A 20,157-nucleotide genomic window follows, 5' to 3' on the forward strand; every position below is an offset into this window, starting at 1 on the left:
GCCAGGGCCCGACGATGGGAATGGTCTGCGGAACCCCAGTGCGTCCGCTTCCTTGCAGTAACTCGGCTTAGGGGGGCGATTCGCCATACCCGGCAGGGCGCTGCTCTATCAGCAACAAACTCCTAGCGGCTCCATTCAGGCTCCCCTAGCCGGGCCCCTCACGCAATGAAAAAGCATCAAACCGTCCGATTCCTCCATCCTTTGGTTCTGCATGATCAACCGCCCGGATTCGTGAGTTGAAGAACTTCTTTCAACAAGCTTTCAGTTCTCCCACCTGGCTGCGGCGAGCGCTGCTGGTTCTCCTTGATGGAGGGTTGATCAGCCTCAGTTTCCTCGGGGCATTCTACCTACGCTTCAACCAGAATATTGGCCTGTTCAGCAACTATTTATCCAGCCATCTCTGGTTGCTTCCCTGGGCGATTCTCAGCGGGTTGGCCATTCTTTTCAGCAGCGGCTGGTACCAAGGCCTGACCCGATATTCAGGCAGTCACTCCCTCTATGGCCTGGTGCCCAGGTCTCTCCTCCTGACGGCATGCTTGTTCTTGATCAGCAGCCTGGCTGATGCACTGCGACCACCCACCTCGTTCTGGATCCTTTACTTCCTGTTGTTCACGGCTGGAGCGATCAGCAGCAGAATCATGCTGCGCGATGTTCTGCGCTTTCAGTTAGAGAAATCCAAAACGATCCAGCAAGCGAACAATCAGAAACGAAACACTCCAATCTCCGTACCCACCCTGATCTATGGGGCTGGTCCAACCGGGGCCAGCCTCTACAAGGCTCTGGAGAATGATCCACGCTTTAAGGTGATCTGCTTCCTCGACGATGATTCCAGTCTCCATGGCCGCCGGCTTCTGGGTCTCACGATCCGGTCGCCCTTGAAGCTGAACAGCTTGATTGAGAAGTTCCAGATCGAGCAAGTTCTCCTGGCTGTTCCCTCGCTGAGCCGGCATCACAAACGCCAACTGGTTGATAAACTCACGGCCCATGGCCTCAAGGTGCTGGCGATACCCTCCCTGAGCCAATTGGCGACAGCCGAAAAGGTTGTCGAAGAACTCAGGCCTGTCTCGATCGAAGATCTGCTAGGCCGGGACCCCTCAAAGCCAGATCCCCAGCTGCTTGGAGTTGGGGTGACAGGGCAATCGGTGCTGGTCACGGGAGCAGGCGGGTCGATTGGAACCGAGCTGTGCCTCCAGATCCACCGGCTCGGCGCCAGAACCTTGGTGATGGTGGAGCGAACCGAAATTGCCCTCTACAACCTGGACAAGGAACTCATCGGCCAGCTGGGCCCGAGCCCCCATTGCGTCGCAGTGCTGGGGGATGCCTCCGACAGGAATCATCTGGAATTCTTGTGCAAAAAACATCATGTTGACACGATTTACCATGCGGCGGCATACAAGCATGTCCCGATTGTCGAGGCGAATCTGTGTGTGGGCATTGCTAACAATATGAGGTCCACCTCTGCTGTCATCAACGCTGCCTTGAGTGCAAAGGTGAAAAGGGTGGTTCTGATCTCCACGGACAAGGCGGTACGTCCGACCAATCTCATGGGGGCAAGCAAGCGGATCTGCGAATTGATGATTCAGGAAGCCGCGCAAACGGTGGAGGCATGCAGGGGCGGTGGGCCGATCTTCTCAATGGTCAGATTCGGCAATGTGCTGGCCTCATCTGGATCCGTGATCCCCCTCTTTCATCAACAGATCAAAGAAGGTGGACCGATCACGGTGACCCATCCGGCTATCACTCGCTACTTTATGACCATCCCTGAAGCTGTGCAGCTGGTGCTTCAGTCCACGGCTATGGCCAAAGGTGGCGATCTGTTCCTTCTTGACATGGGTGATCCGGTGCGGATTGCCGATCTGGCTCGTCAAATGGTCGAACTCTCTGGGCTTCGTGTGATCGACCGAGAACACCCCAATGGTGATATCGAAATCAGGTTTACCGGATTAAGGCCTGGAGAAAAGCTGTTTGAAGAACTCCTGATCAACCCCACAGACGAAGCAACCTGCCATCCCCTGATCCGCCGAGCCGGCAAACGGGAGCATCCCACAAGAAAGTTGAAGCCACTTCTCGAGAAACTGGATCAAGAACTGACCAACTGGAATGTGAAAGGGGCCCTCAGCTTGATCCATGAACTTGTTCCAGAGTATCAACCACCTACAAGTAGTCCTAACGACCCACAACAGGCTCGCAGCACCTCCTTGACTCCTTAATCCAAAACTTCCTCACCATTCTCCAAAAACCATCAGAACGTCTCATGCAGCCCCCCACCCCCCCCCCCTGAAAAAGCCAAGCAGATGTGCTGACAAAAAGTAACCACTCAAAACTCTCCAGGGGAAGACTAGATTGTCCGTCTTTTCAGGATTCCGCAAGCAGATGAAGCCCCTTTGGTTCAGTTGGATCCTGCCCAACCGCCTGGGAATAGGCCCAGCACCCCTCACGGCAGACCACTGGGAAGCCCTGAAAAAGGCAGGTTTTCTTTCCTGTTTCAGCTGTTGCTATCTTGAGGAAGAGCAGTTCCTTCCCAGTCCTGACTATGATGTTGTGCATGGCCGCGTATCCTTGCCGGACCACCGCCATCAAGAATTGCTCCTCAAGTCGACCTTACTTGAAGCCATCAATGTTTCTCGTGGGCTGATGAATCAATCTCCACCCCTTTATCTACACTGCTGGGCCGGTCAAGAACGATCACCTCTGCTAGCGATTGCCCATGTGAGCTTGATCAATGGAGTTTCAGTTGTCAATGCCATGGAGTCCGTTAGAAAGGCCCATCCTCAAGCCAACCCGGTCTATCAACATCTTGAATTGCTTAAAGAGATCATCAAGCAATAGGATGTAGCGCCGGAGTTATTTTCGGAACCATTGATTTATCCTGACGAGCATCGAAGCAACACCCGAAGACCCAGCCGGACTTCCTGAGGATCCATTCCCAACAGAAGATCCTTTCCCAGCAATCGGAGCACCTTCAGGAGTTTTCGACGGGTACCCCTGATCGTCTTTCCCTTGGCTGAATTCGCTTCTTCTAGAATAGGCATCATGGTATACAGAGTATGATTGATTGTATTTATAGCCGTATTCATAGCCATAATCATTAAGGTGAGTGGGTTGTGTTGCCTGGTTGCATATTAATCCCAAGATGTCAACACCCGTTCCCTTGAGTCGCTTGATAGCTTGGGGCACAATTTCTCTGCCAACTCTTCCAAGCCCAACCAGATAGAGAATACCGTCAACTTTCTCTCCCAAAAGAACTGAGTCGGAAAGCAGAAGCGAAGGTGGGGTATCAAAGATAACAAGATCGTAGCCAGGCAGCTCACGAATCTGCTGGATTACTTCCGCACATCGTTTTGAATTGAACAGTCGTGCTGGATCGGGAGCTCGTGAACCTGCAGGGAGCAAAAAGAGATGATCATTAATCTGATGGATGTAGGAATCAATCTCATGATCAGTTTCGCAAAGGTAATCTGAAAACCCTTTGATATTGTCCACACCCAAGTGCTTGTGCTGCGAAGGAATTCTCAGGTCCGCATCAACGATCAGAACACGAAGACCCAATTCCACAAGTGTATCAGAGAAGAACGAAGTAGCTGTTGATTTTCCTTCGCCTTGAACGGTGGATGTGATGACCACCAATCGGATTTTGCGATCAGCTCCTAGATGTCTAAATGTCGTGAACAGGCTTCTCTGAGATTCTTTGATGGCGAAACGCTCAGCACCAGGAAGATCCTTCAAGCGATTCATGAGTGAATCACTTGAAATCTTCGGGATGTAGGGTATTAAGCCCAAGACAGGCAGGCCTAATTCCTTCTCTGCGTCACCGGGGGTGTGAAAAGCATCATCTGTTCTTTCACGCAACTGAACTGCTGCAATGGCCAAAACAAGCCCGATTAGAATGGCTCGGAAAAACTCCCGAGGGAGGTTGGGCTCAATAGGCACATCCTCAAATTGAGGGGGAGAGATGACCTGCCACGGCACCGTTTGCTTGGCAACCTCAAGCCTAAAGTTCTCCCTTGCCTGAATGTAAGAAACGTAGTTTGCTTGAGCAACATCAATCTTCTGTTGAAGTTCGTTGTATTTTCGAATTTCTTCGGGGTTCTGCTGAAAGTTCATATTTAAGAGTAAAATCTGTCGATTCAATTCGTTCTGCTGGGCCTTGTTGGCGAAGAGCTCACTGCTCAGCTGATCGATCGATTGGCTCTGCACCAATGGCTTGATCCTGTTGCGCTGTGCAAGGAGTGATTGGAGCTGCGGGGAATCTGATTTAAAGGTGGCCCGGGCGGTGGCGATCTGCTGATCCAGTTGGGCGAGTTGCTGCTGGGGGGTGGTCACCGTGTTGCTCGGAGGTGCCAAAGAACCAGCGCGGGGACTGGTCGACAAGCCGAGCTGGGGGCTGGCCCCGGTGGGGCTTCCCTGACTGGGGCCTTGATTCCCCGATGGGGATCCACTGGGAAGGGTGACCAGCTTTCCGGAACGGACCGAAGCAAGCTGCGTTTCCAGTTCCGCTTGTCCCACCTGGAGGGATCGAAGTTGGTTCAAAAGGCTATCCCGGGTGGAAATGATGCTCCCCCCCTGGGCAAGGGGCTCAAGGAAATTGTTGGACTCACGAAACTGCTTGAGGGTTCGCTGGAGTGCGTCCACCCTCTTCTGAAGCGCTGGTGCCTGCTGCCCAAGAAACTCCAGCCCCTGTCCGAGCTTCTGCTGACGCTGAACAAGCGCATACTTCGGGTAGCTATCGGCGAGGGCCGTGAGGATATTGCGTCCCTGAACGGGATCTGACCAGCGTAGACGTACCCTCAAAACACCTTCCGTATCTTTGAGGGTGCTCGAGATCTCCAGATTGTTGATCAGGGTGCCCAATGGAACATCCTGGGACTCCGCAATCGGCTTGAGTACGACGGGGCTATTGAGCAGCTGAATGAGGGTTGGAATGTCCGTGTTCCCCACCGATGTTGTCTTCGCAAGAGATTCGACCACGCCCGCACTTGGGCTGGAAGCACCAACATTCGCCAGGGGATCAGTAACCAGAAGCTGGAATTCACCAACATACATAGGCGAAACAATCCTCTTCCTCAGGGCATTGCCTGCCAACAAAGCCGTTGTTATAGAAAAGACGAGTAGGAAGAGTGCCTGCCGCCTTTTCAGGATTCGAAACAGCTTGACGAGCGAACCATTGGGCCTCTCCTCGGGTTGCCTTGCCGCCAAGGGGGACAGTGGCGTGGGCGAGGCAGGGCCTGAGCCAAAAGGGGAATGAGGGGTAGGGGATCCAGCCTCCGTCAGCACCAGGACGCTCTCAAAACTGGTGTAAGGTTACTCCTACAATGGGTTGAACAGCCATTGGCTGATGTTTTGGTACCAAGTTGCTATGGCTCGAGGATTCAGGCGTCTGAAGCTTCTTCTCATCATCGCGGTATCTCCACTCTCCATGATGCCTGTGGTAGGCGCTGCTCCCTCTTCTCCATTCACCAAGGGGGTCAGAACCTCGGCTGACGTCGTTCAGCCAGCTCCTCTTCAACAAGATGTCTATATTCTTGGCCCGGGCGACAGACTGCAATTGCAGATGCTCGACCCGAGCGCCCAAGCTTACGGAGGCAGCCTCGAGATCCTCAATGACGGCACCGCTTCCCTGGCCCTGCTCGGCTCCGCTCAGCTCACTGGCTTGACGATCAGCCAGGCCACCCAGTGGCTCACCCAGCTCTACGGGCGTTTCCTGATCCGCCCCGAGCTGACTCTGTCCCTCAGTCAGCCCCGGGCCATGCAGGTCACCGTTCTCGGGGAAGTTCAAACCCCCGGTTTATACAGTCTTTCTGCAGGGGGTGAGGCCTCGGCCGTTGCAGGTGTGGCCGGCGCCGGAAATCCAGGACTTCCCACCGTGGTGTCTGCGATCCAGAAGGCAGGTGGGATCACTTTGAACTCGAACATCCGCTCGGTCACCCTGCGTCGCAAGCTTCCAGGATTATCCAATGAAGTCAAGCAGGTCACCCTTGATCTGGCCAGGCTTCTGCAGAACGGGAACCTCAGCCAGAATCCGTTTGTGTTTGACGGTGACACGATCACCGTTGCCCGCGCTCAGGATCCATTGCCTGAGGAGGTGATCGCGCTCGGGGCCATCAACCTCTCTCCCCAGACCATCAACGTCAACATCATTGGTGAGGTCCGCAGCCCCGGTCCCCTTCAAGTGAAGGCCAACACCCCTTTGGTGCAGGCCATTCTCAAGGCAGGCGGCCCGACGGACTGGCGTGCGAGGAAAAACAATGTGGAGTTGGTGAGAATCAACCGCAACGGCACCGTTTCTCGCCAAACCTTTTCAATGAACTACAACCAGGGGGTCTCCAATGCCTTCAACCCGCCCCTGCGAGATGGGGATTCGGTGATTGTGCCAAGAAGCCTCTACGGCAAAACCGTGGACGTGGTGAATCAGGTGATCGCACCACTAGGACAAGCACTCAACATCTATGCCATCTACTGCTCTCTCGGCAACAACAACGGCACCAACCGCTGTTGATCTCCCGGCTGTTTCCCGGACTGTTCTTCCTGTCCCTTACCCAGGCGTCCCCGAATGAACACTTCCTTTCCCTCGACCCTTCGGGCTGTGGGCTTTGCTTCACTCATCCAGCTGCTCTGGTTACCAGCGCTGCTGGTCGATGCGATCGACCAGCACAACCAAGCCCGGCGGCTGGCCGAACCAGTCCAGCCAGTTCAACCCACCAAACTGTCTTGGGGTGAGCGGGCCAGGGATCCCATGGAAGTCCTGTTGCACACTGATGATCTGTTGGGCCTGAAGCCCCATCGGTCCGCCCTGCAAACGGAAAGCGGTCCAACCCTGGCCACCGGGGCGGTGATGCTCAAGACCGACAGCGTTGCCGGCTCATCAACCCAACGGTCACAGGAGATGACCAACCCCGGCACGCCTGTGGCGAATTCCCTTGACGGCGACACCCTGGGCATCCTCAGGCCGTTGCTTCCCGGGGGCTTTACACCGGCAGAGCTTTTGGGCGGGCCACTCAGCCTTGCCTCCCTCCAGGAAGCACCGATGCCGGCGCTGGCCCGATCAGAGCGGGCTCGCTGGCAGGCCAGTGGAGATCCCCTGGCGCCGCTCAGCCCCGAATGGCGTGAGCCGATGCGGCAAGCGATGCGTCAATTGGGAGCAGCTGGCCCAGCGCCTGCCACGCGGCCAGTGGTGCAGCAATCCCAGATGGTTCATGTCCCCTCGTTGCGGATCCGCAGCAGCGAGCAGGTGCCGGTGGCGATCCACGCCGATGGGACCGTACAGGTGCTGAGGCGTCCTGCCGCATCGGCGGCCCTACAAGACATCGAAGACTGGTCGCGGCGGCAGCGACTGCCGGAGCCCGGCAAGGTGGTGGCTGCCGTGGTCAGCCTCGAGCCCCTGCCGGCGCCGATCGAGCGCAGCTCCACCGCCGCCCTGCCAGCAGCCCCTGAGCCCGTGGGGATCCCACCCGCTGGCGACCTTGCCCCAGCGGGCGGGGGTTAAGGGTTCCCCGCCCATCCCGACTTCAGCGAGACACTTCCCGAGACCAGCTCCGAAAGACAAGAACGCTTTTCCTTGCCATCAAGTCCGGTGATGGATCTTTTGATTGCTTCCCACAGCCTTGGGCCTCAGTCACCACGGCCCAGCGCCCTGATCGCCGCGGCGATCGCCTCGGTCTGCTCCTGGTCGTAGCCCCAGCGCTTCAGGAAGGAAACATCCTCGCCACTGCCGGCGGTGGCTTCCAGCAACACCTCCAGCCGTTTCCCCACCAGGGTGGGATCGAGCCACTGCAGCAACTCGGCGCAACGGCGCTGCACGCGCTCCGAGCGCCCCTGCTGCTGCTCGTCGCCCTGGCGGCCGTGCTGCACGGCCATCGCCGTGCTCATCGCCAGGTTGCGCACCGTCAAGTCCACCACCCCCTCACCGGCCAGCAACAGGCTTTGCGCCAGGGGCTCCGGCAGGCGATCCAGCAAGGCTGAATCCCCCGCCAGGGCCACCACGAAGAAGCCCCTGGCCCCATCACGGCTCGCCACCAGCTCGCCCACCCGCTCGGCCAGCACCTCATCGCTCAGTTCACCGCCCTCCCATAGGCCAATCCACTGGGCCGTGATCTCCATCGCCTGGGGAAAGCTTGGCGCTGACGCCGGCACTGGAGCAGCAGCGGAATCGGGCATCGGATTGGACCTCCCTGGTCAGTGGACTGGCACTGTTGAGGTTATGGACATTCCCAAGCTGCCAGAGCACAACCTGCCAAGCTCGAGGCTGCCGGCTCCGACCCTGCCGAGCGAAGTGGCGGCAGACTTCCGCTCCGGTTTCGTGGCCCTGATCGGCCGGCCCAACGTGGGGAAATCCACCCTGCTCAACCGGCTGGTGGGCGAAAAGGTGGCGATCACCTCCCCGGTGCCTCAGACCACCCGCAACCGCCTGCGCGCCATCCTCACCACCCCAACGGCCCAGCTGGTGCTGCTCGACACGCCCGGCATCCACAAACCCCACCACCTGCTCGGCGAGCGGCTCGTGCAGAGCGCCCGCGGCGCCATCGGCGAGGTGGATGTGGTGCTGCTGCTGGTGGATGGCAGCGAGCCGGCCGGTCGGGGCGATGGTTTCATCGTTGATCTGCTGCGCCACTGCCGCGCCCCGGTGCTGGTGGCACTCAACAAGCAGGACCTGGTCGATCCCGCCGCGGCGGAAGGACTTGAGGCCAGCTACCGCCAGCTGCTGGAGCAGGCCGAACTCAGCGCCCCGCTGCAAGGCTGCAGCGCCAGCACCGGCGAGGGCTGCGCCGATCTGGTGGCGGCCTTGGCCGCCCAACTGCCCCTGGGCCCCCACCTCTACCCCACCGACACGGTGAGTGACCAGCCGGAGCAGCTGCTGCTCTCGGAGCTGATCCGCGAGCAGGTGCTCACCCACACCCGTGAGGAAATCCCCCATTCGGTGGCGGTGCAGATCGAGCGCATCGTCGAAGACGACAAGCGCACCGCCGTGCTCGCCACGGTGCTGGTGGAGCGCTCCAGCCAGAAGGGCATCCTGATCGGCAAGGGGGGCCGCATGCTCAAGGAGATCGGCACGGGCGCCCGCCACCAGATGGAGAAGGTGTTCGCGGGGCCGGTCTATCTGGAGCTGTTCGTCAAGGTGGTGCCGAACTGGCGACGCAGCGCGGCGCGGCTGGCGGAGCTGGGCTACAGCGGCTCCTGAGCCGGGTTCCTGCAGGATGGGTCCTCCGCCCTCACCAGCCCCGCCGTGACCGGCCCGATCCCCGCTCCAACGCCTGCCCCCACCCAAGCCTTTCCGCCCGAATCCCTGCCGGCCTTCCTGGCCCTCTGCGCCGGCCAGTGGATGGGGCTGCGCAGCCGGTTCAGCACCAGCAGTGCCCCAGGCGAAGACGATGACGCCTGGCACAGCAGCGACCGCGGCGATGTGACGGTGGTTTTTCTTGAAGCCATCACCCCGGGCAGCCTGGGCGAACTAATGGTCACCTCGCCGCTGGGGCACACCAGCCGGCTGGGCTTCCAGGCCGACGGCACCGTGCTGGATGGGGAAGCCTCCGCCCCCCTTGGCCGCTGGCAGCTCTGGCCCGACGGCAGCCTGGAGCTGGTGACCCAGGCTGCCGAACTGGAGCGGCGGGAGCGCATCTGGTTCACCAAGCCCAACCTGCGGCTGCGCAGCAGCGTGGAGCACGGCGCCGGCGGCAGCGCCGCCCAGGCCAGCTTCTGCTCGGAAATCCGCCGGGTCAGCCGCCCGTGAGCGGCCTGCGGCTCGATGTGGTGAGCCTCGCCCCCGAGGCGTTCGCCCCCCTGGCGAACCTCGGCGTGATCGGCCGGGCCTTTGCGGCGGGCCTCGCCGAGCTCCACACCCACAACCCGCGCGATTTCGCCACCGACCGCTACCGCAAGGTGGACGACGAGCCCTACGGCGGCGGCGCCGGCATGGTGCTCAAGCCCGAGCCGGTGTTCGCCGCCTTCGAAGCGATTCCGGTGCTCCAACGGCGACGGGTGCTGCTGATGTCCCCCCAGGGACAGCCGCTGCGCCAGGCCGATCTGCGCCGCTGGGCCGAGGAGTGCGATCAGCTGGTGCTGCTCTGCGGCCACTACGAGGGCTTCGACGAGCGGATCCGCTCCCTGGCCGATGAGGAGGTGTCGATCGGGGATTTCGTGCTCACCGGCGGCGAGCTGCCGGCGATGACCGTGATCAACGGCGTCGTGCGGCTGCTCAGCGGCACCCTCGGCACCGCCGCCTGCCTGGAAGAGGAAAGCCACACCGCCCTGCTGCTGGAGCACCCCCACTACACCCGCCCGGCCAGCTTCCGCGGCCTGGAGGTGCCAGCGGTGCTGCGCAGCGGCGACCACGGCGCCATCGCCCGCTGGCGCGCCGATCAGCAGGTGCAGCGCACCCGGGAGCGGCGGCCTGACCTCTATGGGCGCTGGCTCTCCAGCCAGGCTCCCTGAGCCGGGTGGTGCGTCGGGTCGCGGTGTCGCGCTGCGCGCTCACCACCGCTCCGCTCGACGCGCCACCCGGCTCAGGGAGCGACGGGGGGAGGAGGAGGGAGAGGGGGATGGAGGAGGGGGAGGGAGCGGGGGTGGGCTGGGAGACTGGGGGGACACAGCCTGGGAGGGGGGGCATGCAGTTACGGATTGGCAACGGCTATGACATTCACCGGCTGGTGCCGGGTCGGCCGCTGATCCTCGGGGGCGAGACGCTGGAACATCCCGATGGCCTTGGGCTTGATGGCCACAGTGATGCCGATGTGCTGGTGCATGCGCTGATCGATGCCCTGCTGGGCGCCCTCAGCCTGGGGGACATCGGCCTGCATTTTCCGCCCGAGGATCCCCGCTGGAAAGGGGCCGACAGCCTGGCGCTGCTCGAGCAGGTGATCGGCCTGGTGCGGCGATGCGGCTGGCAGGTGGTGAACGTGGATGCGGTGGTGGTGGCGGAGCGTCCCAGGCTCAAGCCCCACATCACCGCGATGCGGGCTGCGATCGCGGCGCGGCTGGGGGTGGAGCCCGACCAGGTGGGGGTGAAGGCCACCACCAACGAGGGGCTGGGGCCCACCGGCCGCGAGGAGGGGATCGCCTGCCACGCCGTCGCCCTGCTGCAGAAACCATGAGCCGGGCCGTGCTGATCGGCCTGGAGGCCTTGCTGTTGATCGGGCTGTGGCTCGGCCTGCCGCTGCTCAGGCCGGCCGCGACCAGCGCCTTACCGCCAGGATCCAGCGGCCTGAGGCTCGGCGAGAGCGGTGTGGTGGAGGTGCTGCGGCTCAAGGTGCCCGACGCCCAGCGGAGCTGCTGGAGCCAGGCCGAGGCGCTCAGCTGGGATCCCTGGCTGCGCCAGCAAGCCGGCTACCGCGGCCGGGAGCTGCTCTGGGATGCCAAGCGCCAGGAGGGGGTGCTGCTGATCGGCTGGTCTCGCCAGGCCGACTGGGACGCCATCCCAACCGCCCAGCTTGAGGCACTGCAGGCCCACTTCGAGGCAGAGGCGCGCCGCTGCCTGGCCCTGGAAGAGGGAGCCGCCAATCCCTTTCCGCTGCTCTCCAGCGGCGCGTTGCTACCGGAGCGTTGAGCAGCCAGTCCCCCGGCGACCAGGCGGCCGGGCGCCCCCTGGATCCAGCCCTGATGGAAGGCTTGGCCGAACTGGACCTGGGCCGGCGGCAGCGGCTCGGCCTGGCGGAGGCGATCTGGGGTGAGGACAAGAGCGCCGCCCAGATCGCCGCCATTTTGGAGCGCCTGGCCGCCTTGGCTTCCGAGGGCTCGCCGGGCAAGGGGGGCGGGGTCCATTTGGTGACCCGGGTGTCGGCGGAGAAGGCCGCCGCCGTGCTCGCCCGCCTTCGCCACCACCGCCGCCACCCGCCGCTGGCACTCCGGCATCACCCCGAGGCCCGCTGCCTCACCCTCGGCCCACTGCCCTGGACTGATCAAGCCGAAGCCCATCAAGCCGGAGAGGCGGACCCAGGGATCGCTCCGGTGGCGATCGTCTGCGGCGGCAGCAGCGATCTGGTGGTGGCGCAGGAAGCCTGGCTGGCGTTGTGCTGCCACGACACCCGTGCCGATCTGATCGTGGATGTGGGCGTGGCGGGACTGCACCGGCTCCTGGGCAAGCTCGAAGCCCTGGCCTGCGCCCGGGTGCTGATCGCCTGCGCCGGCATGGAGGGGGCCCTGCCCACCGTGCTGGCCGGGTTGCTGCCCCAGCCGATCATCGGCGTGCCCGTCTCGGTGGGCTATGGCGTGGGGGCCGGTGGCACAGCCGCCCTGCACGGGATGCTGGCCAGCTGCTCCCCCGGGCTCTCCGTGGTGAACATCGACAACGGCTACGGCGCCGCCATGGCGGCGCTACGGATCCTCAAGGCCAGGGCCTGAGCGCGGCGCTGAACGCGGCAGTGGGAACTCAGAGGTGCTGAAGCTGGGGGTAGGCGGTGAGCAGCTCCTCCGTGCTGAGCACCTCGCCGGCCCCTTCCGGCTGCCAGATCACCTCCAGCGCCAGCAGGTCGGTGGCGGGCACAGCCCCAATCAGCCGCAGGGCCTCCCGCAGGCCTTCAGCCGTGTTCACGGTCTTGATCGGCATCCGGCCCCGGCTGGCCACCAGCAGAGTGATCGCGATGAAATCGCTGGCGGCATCGGCATTCCCCACCGGCCTGGCCGTGTCCTGGAAGCGCTGCCCCCCCACGTTGGAGGTAACCTCGCTGCGCAGCTTGCTGCGCTCGGTCATCGAGAGGCGGTTGAAGGTGGATTCGGCGCTCACGAAGGGCACCTGACCCACCTCGCAGTTGGCGTAGACCCAGAGGTCGGGCTGGCGCATCAGGGCCAGGCTGGTTTCCTGCAGCACCTTCTGGAGGCCGCCGCTGTCAGAGGTGTTGGCCGTGGCCGCCAGCCGGCGCAGGTCTTGCTGCAGCTCCCGGGCCGTGGCCAGCAGGCCCACCTGCAGTTGCACCACGTTCACGGGGCCCTCGGCGACGGGGGCGTAGCCACCACCGCTGGCGGAGGGCAAGGCCCCACCACCGCCACCGCCACCGCGCAGGGCGTTGACCAGCACCCCGGCGATCGTCATCAAGATCAGGAAGCCAAACAGGCCGCCGCCGCCGAAGCCGAACATCGGGATCAGGAAGGGGAATCCGATCCCGCCACCACCGAAACCACCGCCCCCGTAGCCGCCGCGATAGCCGCCACCCCCCTGGAAGCCGCCGCCGCCGCCGCGGGGCATCGAAGGGGCCGAGCGGAAGCTGCCACCACCGATGCGGCCCCCACTGGCGGCCTCGCTGGCGCGAGGGAAGCCGAGCAGAAGCAGGCCGCTGGCCACCAGGGGCAGGAACAGCCAGGCCGAGAAGCGGCGAATCATGGCGATGGTGGGGAAGGAACGAAGGGAGGGCACGGAAAACGCCCGAAGCATCCTCTGAATCTAGGTACCCCCCCCCACAATGGTGACCACCTCCAGCACATCCCCCGCCTGGACCGGCTGCCCCAGCCAGTGCCGCCGGGCCAGGATCGAGCCGTTGAACTCCACCACCACCAGGCGGGGCTCGTAGCCGCAGTGGCATAGAAGCTCCTCCAGGCTGAGGCCGGCCGGGCTGCGGCGCTCCTCCCCGTTCAGCCGCAGGGTGATCGTCTCCGCCGCCGTCATTGAGGGACCTCTCCGGGATCCGGCGCCCCGGCTCCCCCATCGAGCAGCTCCAGCAGCTGGCGGGTGGCGGCGGCTGGATCTTTGGCAGCCGTGATCGCCCGCACCACCGCCACCGCCGTTGCCCCGGCGGCCAGCACCGCCGCCAGGTTGGTGCTGTCGATGCCGCCGATCGCGAAGCAGGGAATCGGGCTCTGGGCCGCCGCCGCCGCCACATAGGCCAGGCCCACCGGCTGGCGGCCGGGCTTGGTGGGGGTGGCGTGGACTGGCCCGACCCCGACGTAATCGCAGCCATCGGCCACCGCCTGCTGCAGCTGCTCGAGCCGATGGGTGCTGCGGCCGATCAGGCGCTCCCGGCCCAGCAGGCGGCGGGCGAGCGCCGGTGGCAGGTCTCCCTGGCCCAGATGAACCCCGTCGGCGTCCACCGCCAGGGCCAGATCCACCCGGTCGTTGACCAGGAACAGGGCACCATGCCGGGCGCAGAGCTGGCGCAGGGCGCTGGCTTCGGCGAAGCGCTGGCCGTCCTCGGCCTCCTTGGCGCGGTACTGCACCAGCCGAACCCCCGCCTCCAGGGCCGCCGCCACGGTGGCCTCCAGCCGCGGTGACGGGCTGGTGACCAGGTAGAGGCGGCACTGGGCCAGTTGGCGGCGACGGCGATCGCCGTCACCGCCGCCGGCCAGCAGGTCCACCTCCAGGTCGTAGAGGGCATAGCGCAGGGCAGCGGCCTCGGCGGCCAGGGCCGGATCGTCGGCACGGCCGAATTCCTCCAGCACCCGCAGGGCCTCCTGCACCCGGCCGGCGTTGGCGGCCACCACCTGGGCGGGGCTGCGGCGCTCCAGCTGGGCGGGGTGGCCGAGGCCGGCCGATCCATCGCTGGCGCTGTGGCGCGCCAGCTTGTAGCTGTCGTGGTGGAGCTGTCCGAGCCGCTGGCGCATGTCCTTGGTGCGGGCCACCAGATCGTGGCGGGCCAGGCCGAAACGGCACCAGTCTTCGATCACCCGCAACCCTTCCCGGGCCCGATCGAGGTTGGCATCGATCAGGCGGCGCACCGGTGCAGACGGCAGGGGGGTGGGCATCGGTTCGGGGTCAGGTGGTGTCGGCTGGATCACACGGGCCGGCTGGGGCATTGGGTCTTCTTTAGCTTGGTGGCAAAGCGCTGGGAACCGGTGGCCAAGGATTCGGGCGGCAACGACGTGATCAGCAGCGACAACCCCATGCTGGTGCTGGTGTCGGGGATTCTGTTGCTGGGCGGCATCGGCCTGTTCATCAGCTGGGGTCTCACCCACGCCTACCCCGCCACCTGACCCCGGCAGCCTGATTCCAGCGCCCCGGCCATCGCCGCCAACAGGTGCCCAGAGAGTGCGGCATCGGCTCCGATCTGGGCGCTGAGGGCCTCCAGGTTCTCGAAACACCGCTGCTGGCGCAGCAGGGCCACGGGCTCCACCTCCAGTTCCCAGCCCTCCAGCTCCAGCTCGCGATCGAGCAGATGCACCTCCACCGCCGAGGGGGCCAGGGGGTCCACCGTGGGCTGGGGGCCGAGGTTCATCACGGCGGCCATCGGCGCTGCTTGGAGCGGGCCGCCGCCGGGGCCTCCCCCGCGAACCAGGGCGGCGTACACCCCTTCGGCAGGCAGGAACTTGCGGCCGTCCACCCGCAGGTTGGCCGTGGGCCAGCCCAGCTTTCTCCCCAGGCCGCGGCCGCGCACCACCTGGCCGCTGAAGCGGTAGGGGCGCTCCAGCAGCCGGGTGGCCTCGGCGATGGCTCCGGCGGCCAGGGCGCGGCGGATGCGGCTGCTGCTGACCCGCTCGGCTCCATCCCAGAGCATCGGCAGCACCTGCACCCGCAGACCGTGGCGCTCCCCGATCCGCTGCAGGGCGGCCGTGTCCCCGCGGCGCCCCACCCCGAAGCGGAAGTTGTCCCCCACCGCCACCTCCCGGGCGTCGAGCTGCCCCACCAGCACCTGCTCCACGAAGGCCTCCGGGCTGAGAGCCGCCAGGTCATGGGTGAAGGGCACCAGCACCAGCTGCTGAATGCCGCAGGGCTCCAGCAGCGCCAGCTTCTCGACCGGCAGATCGAGACGCAGTCGGGGTTCGCCGTAGAGCAGTTCGCGGGGATGGGGCCAGAAGCTCACCACCGTGGGCACCAGGCCAGGCACCGGATCGGCGGCGATCGCCGCGATCACCCGCCGGTGCCCCTGGTGGAGGCCATCGAAACTGCCGAGCGCCACGGCCGTGGGGCCCAGGGCGTCCTGGGGGGAGCGCAGGGGAATCAACAGTGCGGCCAGTGCCCTGATGGCGTCCATCTTTCCACGGCAGCACCGATCACCCGGGCTCCGATCACCGCGGGCCGCCGCAGCCATGGCAAGTTTGGGGCAACGTTCCCCACCGCCCGCTCCCGATGGCCGATCGCCTCGACCTGCAGTTGGTGTCCGCGGCGGTCAGGCGGATGGGCTGGATCCGCTTCTGGGCCCAGCTGGTGCTCGGGGTTGTGGTGATCGGGGTGCTGCTGTTCAACAACATCAGCGGGCGGCTGGCCGCCAACTCCAGCCGGGCCCTGGGCCTGGGCCCAGGGCTGTCGCTCACCACCCTGTCTTTCCTGCTGCTGCTCTGGTCGCTCTGGCAGGCCTGGCTGGTGGTGCGCTGCGGCCGCGCCCTGGCCAGCCCGGTGCGGCCCAGCCGGGGCGAAACGGCCCGCCTGATCAAGCGCAGCCTGATCGGTGATCTGGCCGGCCTGACCCTGGCCGCCGTCGGCTACCAGGCCCTGGCCGGCAGCCTCTTCGTGCAGGCGTCGATGCAGGTGCCGGGCTTCTTCGGCGCCCAGCTGGCCGTTCCGCCCGGCACCCGCGGCGGCCTGATGGGCCTGCCGATCACCTCGATCGAGATGCTCTCTGTGCTGAGCAACACCCAGGTGCTGTTCGCCCACCTGATCGGCCTCTGGATCAGCCTGTGGCTGCTGCAGCGGGTCTACCGGCCCACCTGAGGCATCAGTTCCGGCAGCGCCTCAAGCCCGCCCCGCCAGAACAGCTCGGGCTGCAGGGGGGTCAGGGCGGCACCGCCGGCATGGATCTGGGCCACGTCGGTGGGCCAGTCCCGCGGGCCGGCCGTTGCCGATTCCAGGTCGACCACCACTTCGCCGGCCAGCCAGTAATAGGTGCGGCCGCGGGGATCGGTGCGCTCGTTGAACTGGTCGAGGTAGCGGCGCACCGCCGGGCGGCACCAGCGCAGCGGCCCGATCTCAGCGGCGGGCAGGGCCGGCACGTTGAGGTTGAGCAGCAGCCCGTCCGGCCAGCCTCCCGCCACCACCCGCTCTGCCACATCGAGGGCCAGCACCGCCGCCGGCTCGAACTGCCGCCAGTGGAAGCAGGCGCTGCTCACCGCCAGGGCCCGCAGCCCTTCGAGGGTGCCCTCCATCGCTGCGGACACTGTGCCGGAGTAGAAGACGTCGCTGCCCAGATTGGGACCGTGGTTGATGCCGGAGAGCACCAGGTCGGGGGGGCTCGTCAGCAGCCGGCCGAGGGCCAGCTTGACGCAATCGGAGGGGGTGCCGCTGCAGGCCCAGGCCGTCACCCCCGCGGCGAACAGGCCATTGGCAGGCTCGGCCCGCAGCGGGGTTTGCATGGTGAGGCCATGGCCGGTGGCGGATCGCTCCTGATCGGGGCAGACCACCGTGACCTGGTGGCCCCGGGACACCGCCTCGGCCGCCAGGGCCTGGATCCCGGCGGCGAAGACGCCGTCGTCGTTGCTGATCAGGATCCGTAGGGGGGGCATCGTCAGGGAGGGCACGTCCTCGGCTGGCCGCAAGCTAAGCGGCCTGAATCCGTACAGTCAGATGTTGATGCCCGGGTTCCGTGAGCGCCACGATCAGCCTCCAGCAGCTCAGCGAGCAGCTTGAAAGCCTGGAGGCCGAAGCCGCCGCCGCGATCAACGCCGCCGCCAGCGCCGCCGATCTTGAGCCCTTGCGAGTGGGACTGCTCGGCAAGAAGGGGCGTCTCTCCGCCGTACTCGGGGCGATGGGCCGCCTTTCGGCCGAGGAGCGGCCCCTGGTGGGCCAACGGGCCAATCTGCTCAAGGAGCAGCTCCAGGGCCTGCTGAGCGAGCGGCTGGCCACGCTCAAGGCTGCGGCGCTGGAGGAGCGGCTGCGGGGCGAGTGCCTTGATGTGACGGCGCCGAGTCGGTTCGTCCCCGCCGGCCATCGCCATCCCCTTGTCGCCACCACCGAGGAGATCGTCGACATCTTCGCCGGCCTGGGCTACAGGGTTTCCGAGGGCCCCGAGGTGGAGAGCGATCACTACAACTTCACCGCCCTCAACATCCCGCCCCACCACCCGGCCCGGGACATGCAGGACACCTTCTATCTCCCGGGGGGCTCCCTGCTGCGCACCCACACCTCGCCGGTGCAGATCCGCCACCTGGAGGCCAACCCACCGCCGGTGCGGATCGTCGCCCCGGGCCGGGTGTACCGCCGTGACGCCGTGGATGCCACCCACTCGCCGGTGTTCCACCAGGTGGAGGTGCTCGCCCTCGACGAGGGCCTCGATTTCAGCCACCTGCGCGGCACCGTCACCGCCTTCCTGCAGGCGTTCTTCGGGGATCTGCCGGTGCGCTTCCGGGCCAGCTACTTCCCCTTCACCGAACCCTCCGCGGAAGTGGACGTGCAATGGCGGGGCCGCTGGCTGGAGGTGATGGGCTGCGGCATGGTGGATCCGGCCGTGCTGGAGGGCCTGGGGCTGGATCCCGAGCGCTGGAGCGGCTTCGCCGCCGGGCTTGGTGTGGAGCGGTTCTGCATGGTGCGCCACGGCATCGACGACATCCGCCGCCTGTTCAGCAGCGACCTGCGCTTCCTCGAACAGTTCTGAGCAGGGGCTCAGCACCAACAGGGGAGGCAGCTGGTCCGGGGCGCCCCATAAACTCGGTAGTCCCCCGCCCGCGATCGGTGCCCTGCGTCGGACTGATCGTCAACGATGGCAAGGATTTGGCCGTGCAGACGGCCGACACGATCGAAGCCCATTTCACGGCGGCCGGCACCAGCGTGGTGCGGGTGAGCAGCTCCGGCGGGGTGGTGGGGTTCGCCAACCCCGACCAGCACCTGCGCACCCTCGGCTACAGCGCCTGCGTGCCCTCCAGCTTCCACAGCGGCATGCGCCTGGCGGTTGTGCTGGGGGGGGATGGCACGGTGCTCTCGGCCGCCCGCCAGACGGCCCCGATCGGGGTGCCGATCCTGACGATCAACACCGGCCACATGGGCTTCCTGGCCGAGACCTACGTCCATGAGCTCGAGAAGGTTCTCGAACAGCTTCAGGCCGGCCACTGGAGCGTTGAGGAGCGCACCATGCTCGTGGTGAGCGTCATGCGGGGGGAACAGCGGCGCTGGGAGGTGCTCTGCCTCAACGAGATGGCCCTGCACCGCGAACCGCTCACCAGCATGTGCCACTTCGAGATCGCCATCGGCGGCCACGTGCCGGTGGACATCTCCGCCGATGGGGTGATCCTCTCCACGCCGACCGGCTCGACCGCCTACGCCCTCAGCGCCGGCGGCCCGGTGATCACCCCCGACTGCCCAGTGCTGCAGCTCACCCCGATCGCCCCCCACTCCCTGGCCTCCCGGGCCCTGGTGTTCAGCGATCGGGAACCCGTCACCGTCTTCCCGGCCACACCGGAGCGGCTGATGATGGTGGTGGACGGCAGCGCCGGTTGTTATGTATGGCCCGAAGACCGGGTGCTGATCCGCCGCAGCGAACACGCGGCCCGCTTCGTGCGGCTGGCCGACCACGAGTTCTTCCAGGTGCTGCGCAACAAGCTCGGCTGGGGCCTGCCCCATGTGGCCAAGCCCGGCAGTTCCGAGCCCGGCGCCAGCCAGCGGGGGCCGGCTCGGCGAGAGCGTCGATGAGCCGCGGGGAGCTGATTCTGCTGGTCGGCCCGGAGGCCGAAGCCAGGGCCGAACGCCTGGCGGCTTCGGGGTACCGCATCGCCCGCCTGGGCGCCCTGAGCGAACCGCCGGCGGTGGTGCTGCTCTCTGGCGAGGACGCCAGCGCGCTCCTGCCCACCCTGCGGCTGACCATGCCGGAGGTGCCGCTGCTGCTCGACATCGGCTCCGACGGCATCGAAGGCCGCTCCCATTGCCTCAGCGCCGGCGCCGACGACTTCTGGCTGTCGACGGCGGGCTCCAGCGACCTGCTCTCGCGGTTGCGGCTGCATCTCCAGCTGCGCAGCCAGCCTCTGCCTTCCCGGGGCGTGCTGCAGGTGGCCGACCTGCGGGTTGATCCCAACTGCCGCGAGGTGCGGCGCGGACCCCGCTTGATCGCCCTCACGGCCAGGGAGTATCAACTGCTGATGGTGCTGCTGCTACATGAGGGCGAGGTGCTGAGCCGGGAGCGGCTGCTGCGGGAGGCCTGGGGTGAGCAGCAGGAGGCGGCCAGCAATGTGGTGGAGGTGTATGTGCGCTACCTGCGCCAGAAGCTGGAGGAGGAGGGGGAAGGGCGGCTGATCCACACCCTGCGGGGACGGGGATACTGCCTCTGCGAACGCCAACCACCCTCCCAGCCGGCGTCAGCCCCAGCGAGGCAGGCCCCATGA

At 65.2% G+C, this 20,157-nt stretch carries 22 protein-coding genes; 15 read left to right on the forward strand and 7 right to left on the reverse strand.

Going from position 1 to position 20,157, the window contains the following annotated elements; genetic code table 11:
• Positions 1-236: 236 nt before the first annotated feature.
• Both KBY66_RS01750 and KBY66_RS01755 read left to right on the forward strand, forming a co-directional pair.
• The gene (locus KBY66_RS01750; RefSeq protein WP_255087425.1) at positions 237-2,210 is read left to right on the forward strand and encodes a polysaccharide biosynthesis protein; all 1,974 of its coding nucleotides are present in this window, start codon (positions 237-239) and stop codon (positions 2,208-2,210) included.
• 133 nt (positions 2,211-2,343) lie between these two features.
• Positions 2,344-2,829: a hypothetical protein gene (locus KBY66_RS01755; RefSeq protein WP_255087426.1), complete on the forward strand. Its 486-nt coding sequence runs from the start codon at positions 2,344-2,346 to the stop codon at positions 2,827-2,829.
• A gap of 15 nt (positions 2,830-2,844) precedes the next feature.
• Here the strand turns inward: KBY66_RS01755 and KBY66_RS01760 are convergent, their stop codons facing one another.
• The gene (locus KBY66_RS01760) at positions 2,845-5,196 is read right to left on the reverse strand and encodes a GumC family protein (protein ID WP_255087427.1); all 2,352 of its coding nucleotides are present in this window, start codon (positions 5,194-5,196) and stop codon (positions 2,845-2,847) included.
• Between the two features lie 139 nt (positions 5,197-5,335).
• Between KBY66_RS01760 and KBY66_RS01765 the strand changes: the two genes are divergently transcribed.
• Both KBY66_RS01765 and KBY66_RS01770 read left to right on the forward strand, forming a co-directional pair.
• On the forward strand, positions 5,336-6,496 hold the full coding sequence (locus tag KBY66_RS01765) for an SLBB domain-containing protein (RefSeq protein ID WP_255087428.1): 1,161 nt from the start codon (positions 5,336-5,338) through the stop codon (positions 6,494-6,496).
• Positions 6,497-6,763: 267 nt separating this feature from the next.
• Positions 6,764-7,483 carry a hypothetical protein gene (locus KBY66_RS01770; RefSeq protein WP_255087429.1) on the forward strand — a complete coding sequence of 240 codons (720 nt, stop codon included), beginning with the start codon at positions 6,764-6,766 and terminating at the stop codon, positions 7,481-7,483.
• Between the two features lie 125 nt (positions 7,484-7,608).
• On the opposite strand, the gene KBY66_RS01775 is transcribed toward KBY66_RS01770, so the two are convergent.
• The gene (locus KBY66_RS01775; RefSeq protein WP_255087430.1) at positions 7,609-8,154 is read right to left on the reverse strand and encodes a hypothetical protein; all 546 of its coding nucleotides are present in this window, start codon (positions 8,152-8,154) and stop codon (positions 7,609-7,611) included.
• Between the two features lie 43 nt (positions 8,155-8,197).
• On the opposite strand from KBY66_RS01775, the gene era reads away from it, so the two are divergent.
• The 6 genes from era to larB all read left to right on the forward strand — a co-directional run bounded on the left by era (position 8,198) and on the right by larB (position 12,330).
• Complete coding sequence (gene era, locus KBY66_RS01780; RefSeq protein ID WP_255087431.1) at positions 8,198-9,175, forward strand: GTPase Era; 978 nt, start codon at positions 8,198-8,200, stop codon at positions 9,173-9,175.
• Positions 9,176-9,220: 45 nt separating this feature from the next.
• Positions 9,221-9,724: a phycobiliprotein lyase gene (locus tag KBY66_RS01785; protein ID WP_255087432.1), complete on the forward strand. Its 504-nt coding sequence runs from the start codon at positions 9,221-9,223 to the stop codon at positions 9,722-9,724.
• A gap of 5 nt (positions 9,725-9,729) precedes the next feature.
• A complete protein-coding gene (gene trmD / locus KBY66_RS01790) occupies positions 9,730-10,425 on the forward strand; it encodes a tRNA (guanosine(37)-N1)-methyltransferase TrmD (RefSeq protein WP_255087629.1) in 696 nt (231 codons plus the stop codon).
• Positions 10,426-10,598: 173 nt separating this feature from the next.
• On the forward strand, positions 10,599-11,084 hold the full coding sequence (gene ispF, locus KBY66_RS01795; RefSeq protein ID WP_255087433.1) for a 2-C-methyl-D-erythritol 2,4-cyclodiphosphate synthase: 486 nt from the start codon (positions 10,599-10,601) through the stop codon (positions 11,082-11,084).
• A complete protein-coding gene (locus tag KBY66_RS01800) occupies positions 11,081-11,536 on the forward strand; it encodes a TIGR03792 family protein (protein WP_255087434.1) in 456 nt (151 codons plus the stop codon). The genes ispF and KBY66_RS01800 overlap by 4 nt, the downstream gene beginning before the upstream one ends.
• Before the next feature lie 53 nt (positions 11,537-11,589).
• The gene (gene larB / locus KBY66_RS01805) at positions 11,590-12,330 is read left to right on the forward strand and encodes a nickel pincer cofactor biosynthesis protein LarB (protein ID WP_255087630.1); all 741 of its coding nucleotides are present in this window, start codon (positions 11,590-11,592) and stop codon (positions 12,328-12,330) included.
• A 28-nt stretch (positions 12,331-12,358) separates the two neighbouring features.
• Here the strand turns inward: larB and KBY66_RS01810 are convergent, their stop codons facing one another.
• From KBY66_RS01810 to KBY66_RS01820, 3 genes are read right to left on the reverse strand one after another with little or no spacing between them, the layout of a single operon-like run.
• Positions 12,359-13,306, reverse strand: coding sequence for a DUF1517 domain-containing protein (locus KBY66_RS01810; RefSeq protein WP_255087631.1), 948 nt, complete (start codon positions 13,304-13,306; stop codon positions 12,359-12,361).
• A gap of 60 nt (positions 13,307-13,366) precedes the next feature.
• Entirely contained in the window at positions 13,367-13,588 is a 222-nt protein-coding gene (gene thiS / locus KBY66_RS01815; protein ID WP_255087436.1) for a sulfur carrier protein ThiS, read from the reverse strand.
• Entirely contained in the window at positions 13,585-14,661 is a 1,077-nt protein-coding gene (locus KBY66_RS01820; protein ID WP_255087437.1) for a thiamine phosphate synthase, read from the reverse strand. The genes thiS and KBY66_RS01820 overlap by 4 nt, the downstream gene beginning before the upstream one ends.
• Positions 14,662-14,751: 90 nt before the next feature.
• Here KBY66_RS01820 and KBY66_RS01825 point away from each other — a divergent pair, with 90 nt between their 5' ends.
• Positions 14,752-14,889: a hypothetical protein gene (locus KBY66_RS01825; RefSeq protein WP_255087438.1), complete on the forward strand. Its 138-nt coding sequence runs from the start codon at positions 14,752-14,754 to the stop codon at positions 14,887-14,889.
• Here KBY66_RS01825 and KBY66_RS01830 read toward each other — a convergent pair.
• Complete coding sequence (locus KBY66_RS01830) at positions 14,874-15,887, reverse strand: bifunctional riboflavin kinase/FAD synthetase (protein ID WP_255087439.1); 1,014 nt, start codon at positions 15,885-15,887, stop codon at positions 14,874-14,876. The genes KBY66_RS01825 and KBY66_RS01830 overlap by 16 nt on opposite strands.
• Positions 15,888-15,982: 95 nt before the next feature.
• Between KBY66_RS01830 and KBY66_RS01835 the strand changes: the two genes are divergently transcribed.
• A complete protein-coding gene (locus KBY66_RS01835) occupies positions 15,983-16,564 on the forward strand; it encodes a DUF3611 family protein (protein ID WP_255087440.1) in 582 nt (193 codons plus the stop codon).
• Here KBY66_RS01835 and surE read toward each other — a convergent pair.
• Positions 16,549-17,352, reverse strand: a complete 804-nt coding sequence (gene surE / locus KBY66_RS01840) for a 5'/3'-nucleotidase SurE (protein ID WP_255087441.1) — start codon at positions 17,350-17,352, stop codon at positions 16,549-16,551. The genes KBY66_RS01835 and surE overlap by 16 nt on opposite strands.
• 80 nt (positions 17,353-17,432) lie before the next feature.
• Between surE and pheS the strand changes: the two genes are divergently transcribed.
• The 3 genes from pheS to KBY66_RS01855 all read left to right on the forward strand — a co-directional run bounded on the left by pheS (position 17,433) and on the right by KBY66_RS01855 (position 20,157).
• Entirely contained in the window at positions 17,433-18,440 is a 1,008-nt protein-coding gene (gene pheS, locus KBY66_RS01845; RefSeq protein WP_255087442.1) for a phenylalanine--tRNA ligase subunit alpha, read from the forward strand.
• Positions 18,441-18,517: 77 nt separating this feature from the next.
• Positions 18,518-19,471 carry an NAD(+) kinase gene (locus KBY66_RS01850; protein ID WP_255087443.1) on the forward strand — a complete coding sequence of 318 codons (954 nt, stop codon included), beginning with the start codon at positions 18,518-18,520 and terminating at the stop codon, positions 19,469-19,471.
• Complete coding sequence (locus KBY66_RS01855) at positions 19,468-20,157, forward strand: winged-helix domain-containing protein (RefSeq protein ID WP_255087444.1); 690 nt, start codon at positions 19,468-19,470, stop codon at positions 20,155-20,157. Before KBY66_RS01850 ends, KBY66_RS01855 begins: the two co-directional genes overlap by 4 nt.

It is taken from the genome of Synechococcus sp. Tobar12-5m-g (genome assembly GCF_024345415.1).
Lineage (GTDB): Bacteria > Cyanobacteriota > Cyanobacteriia > PCC-6307 > Cyanobiaceae > Regnicoccus.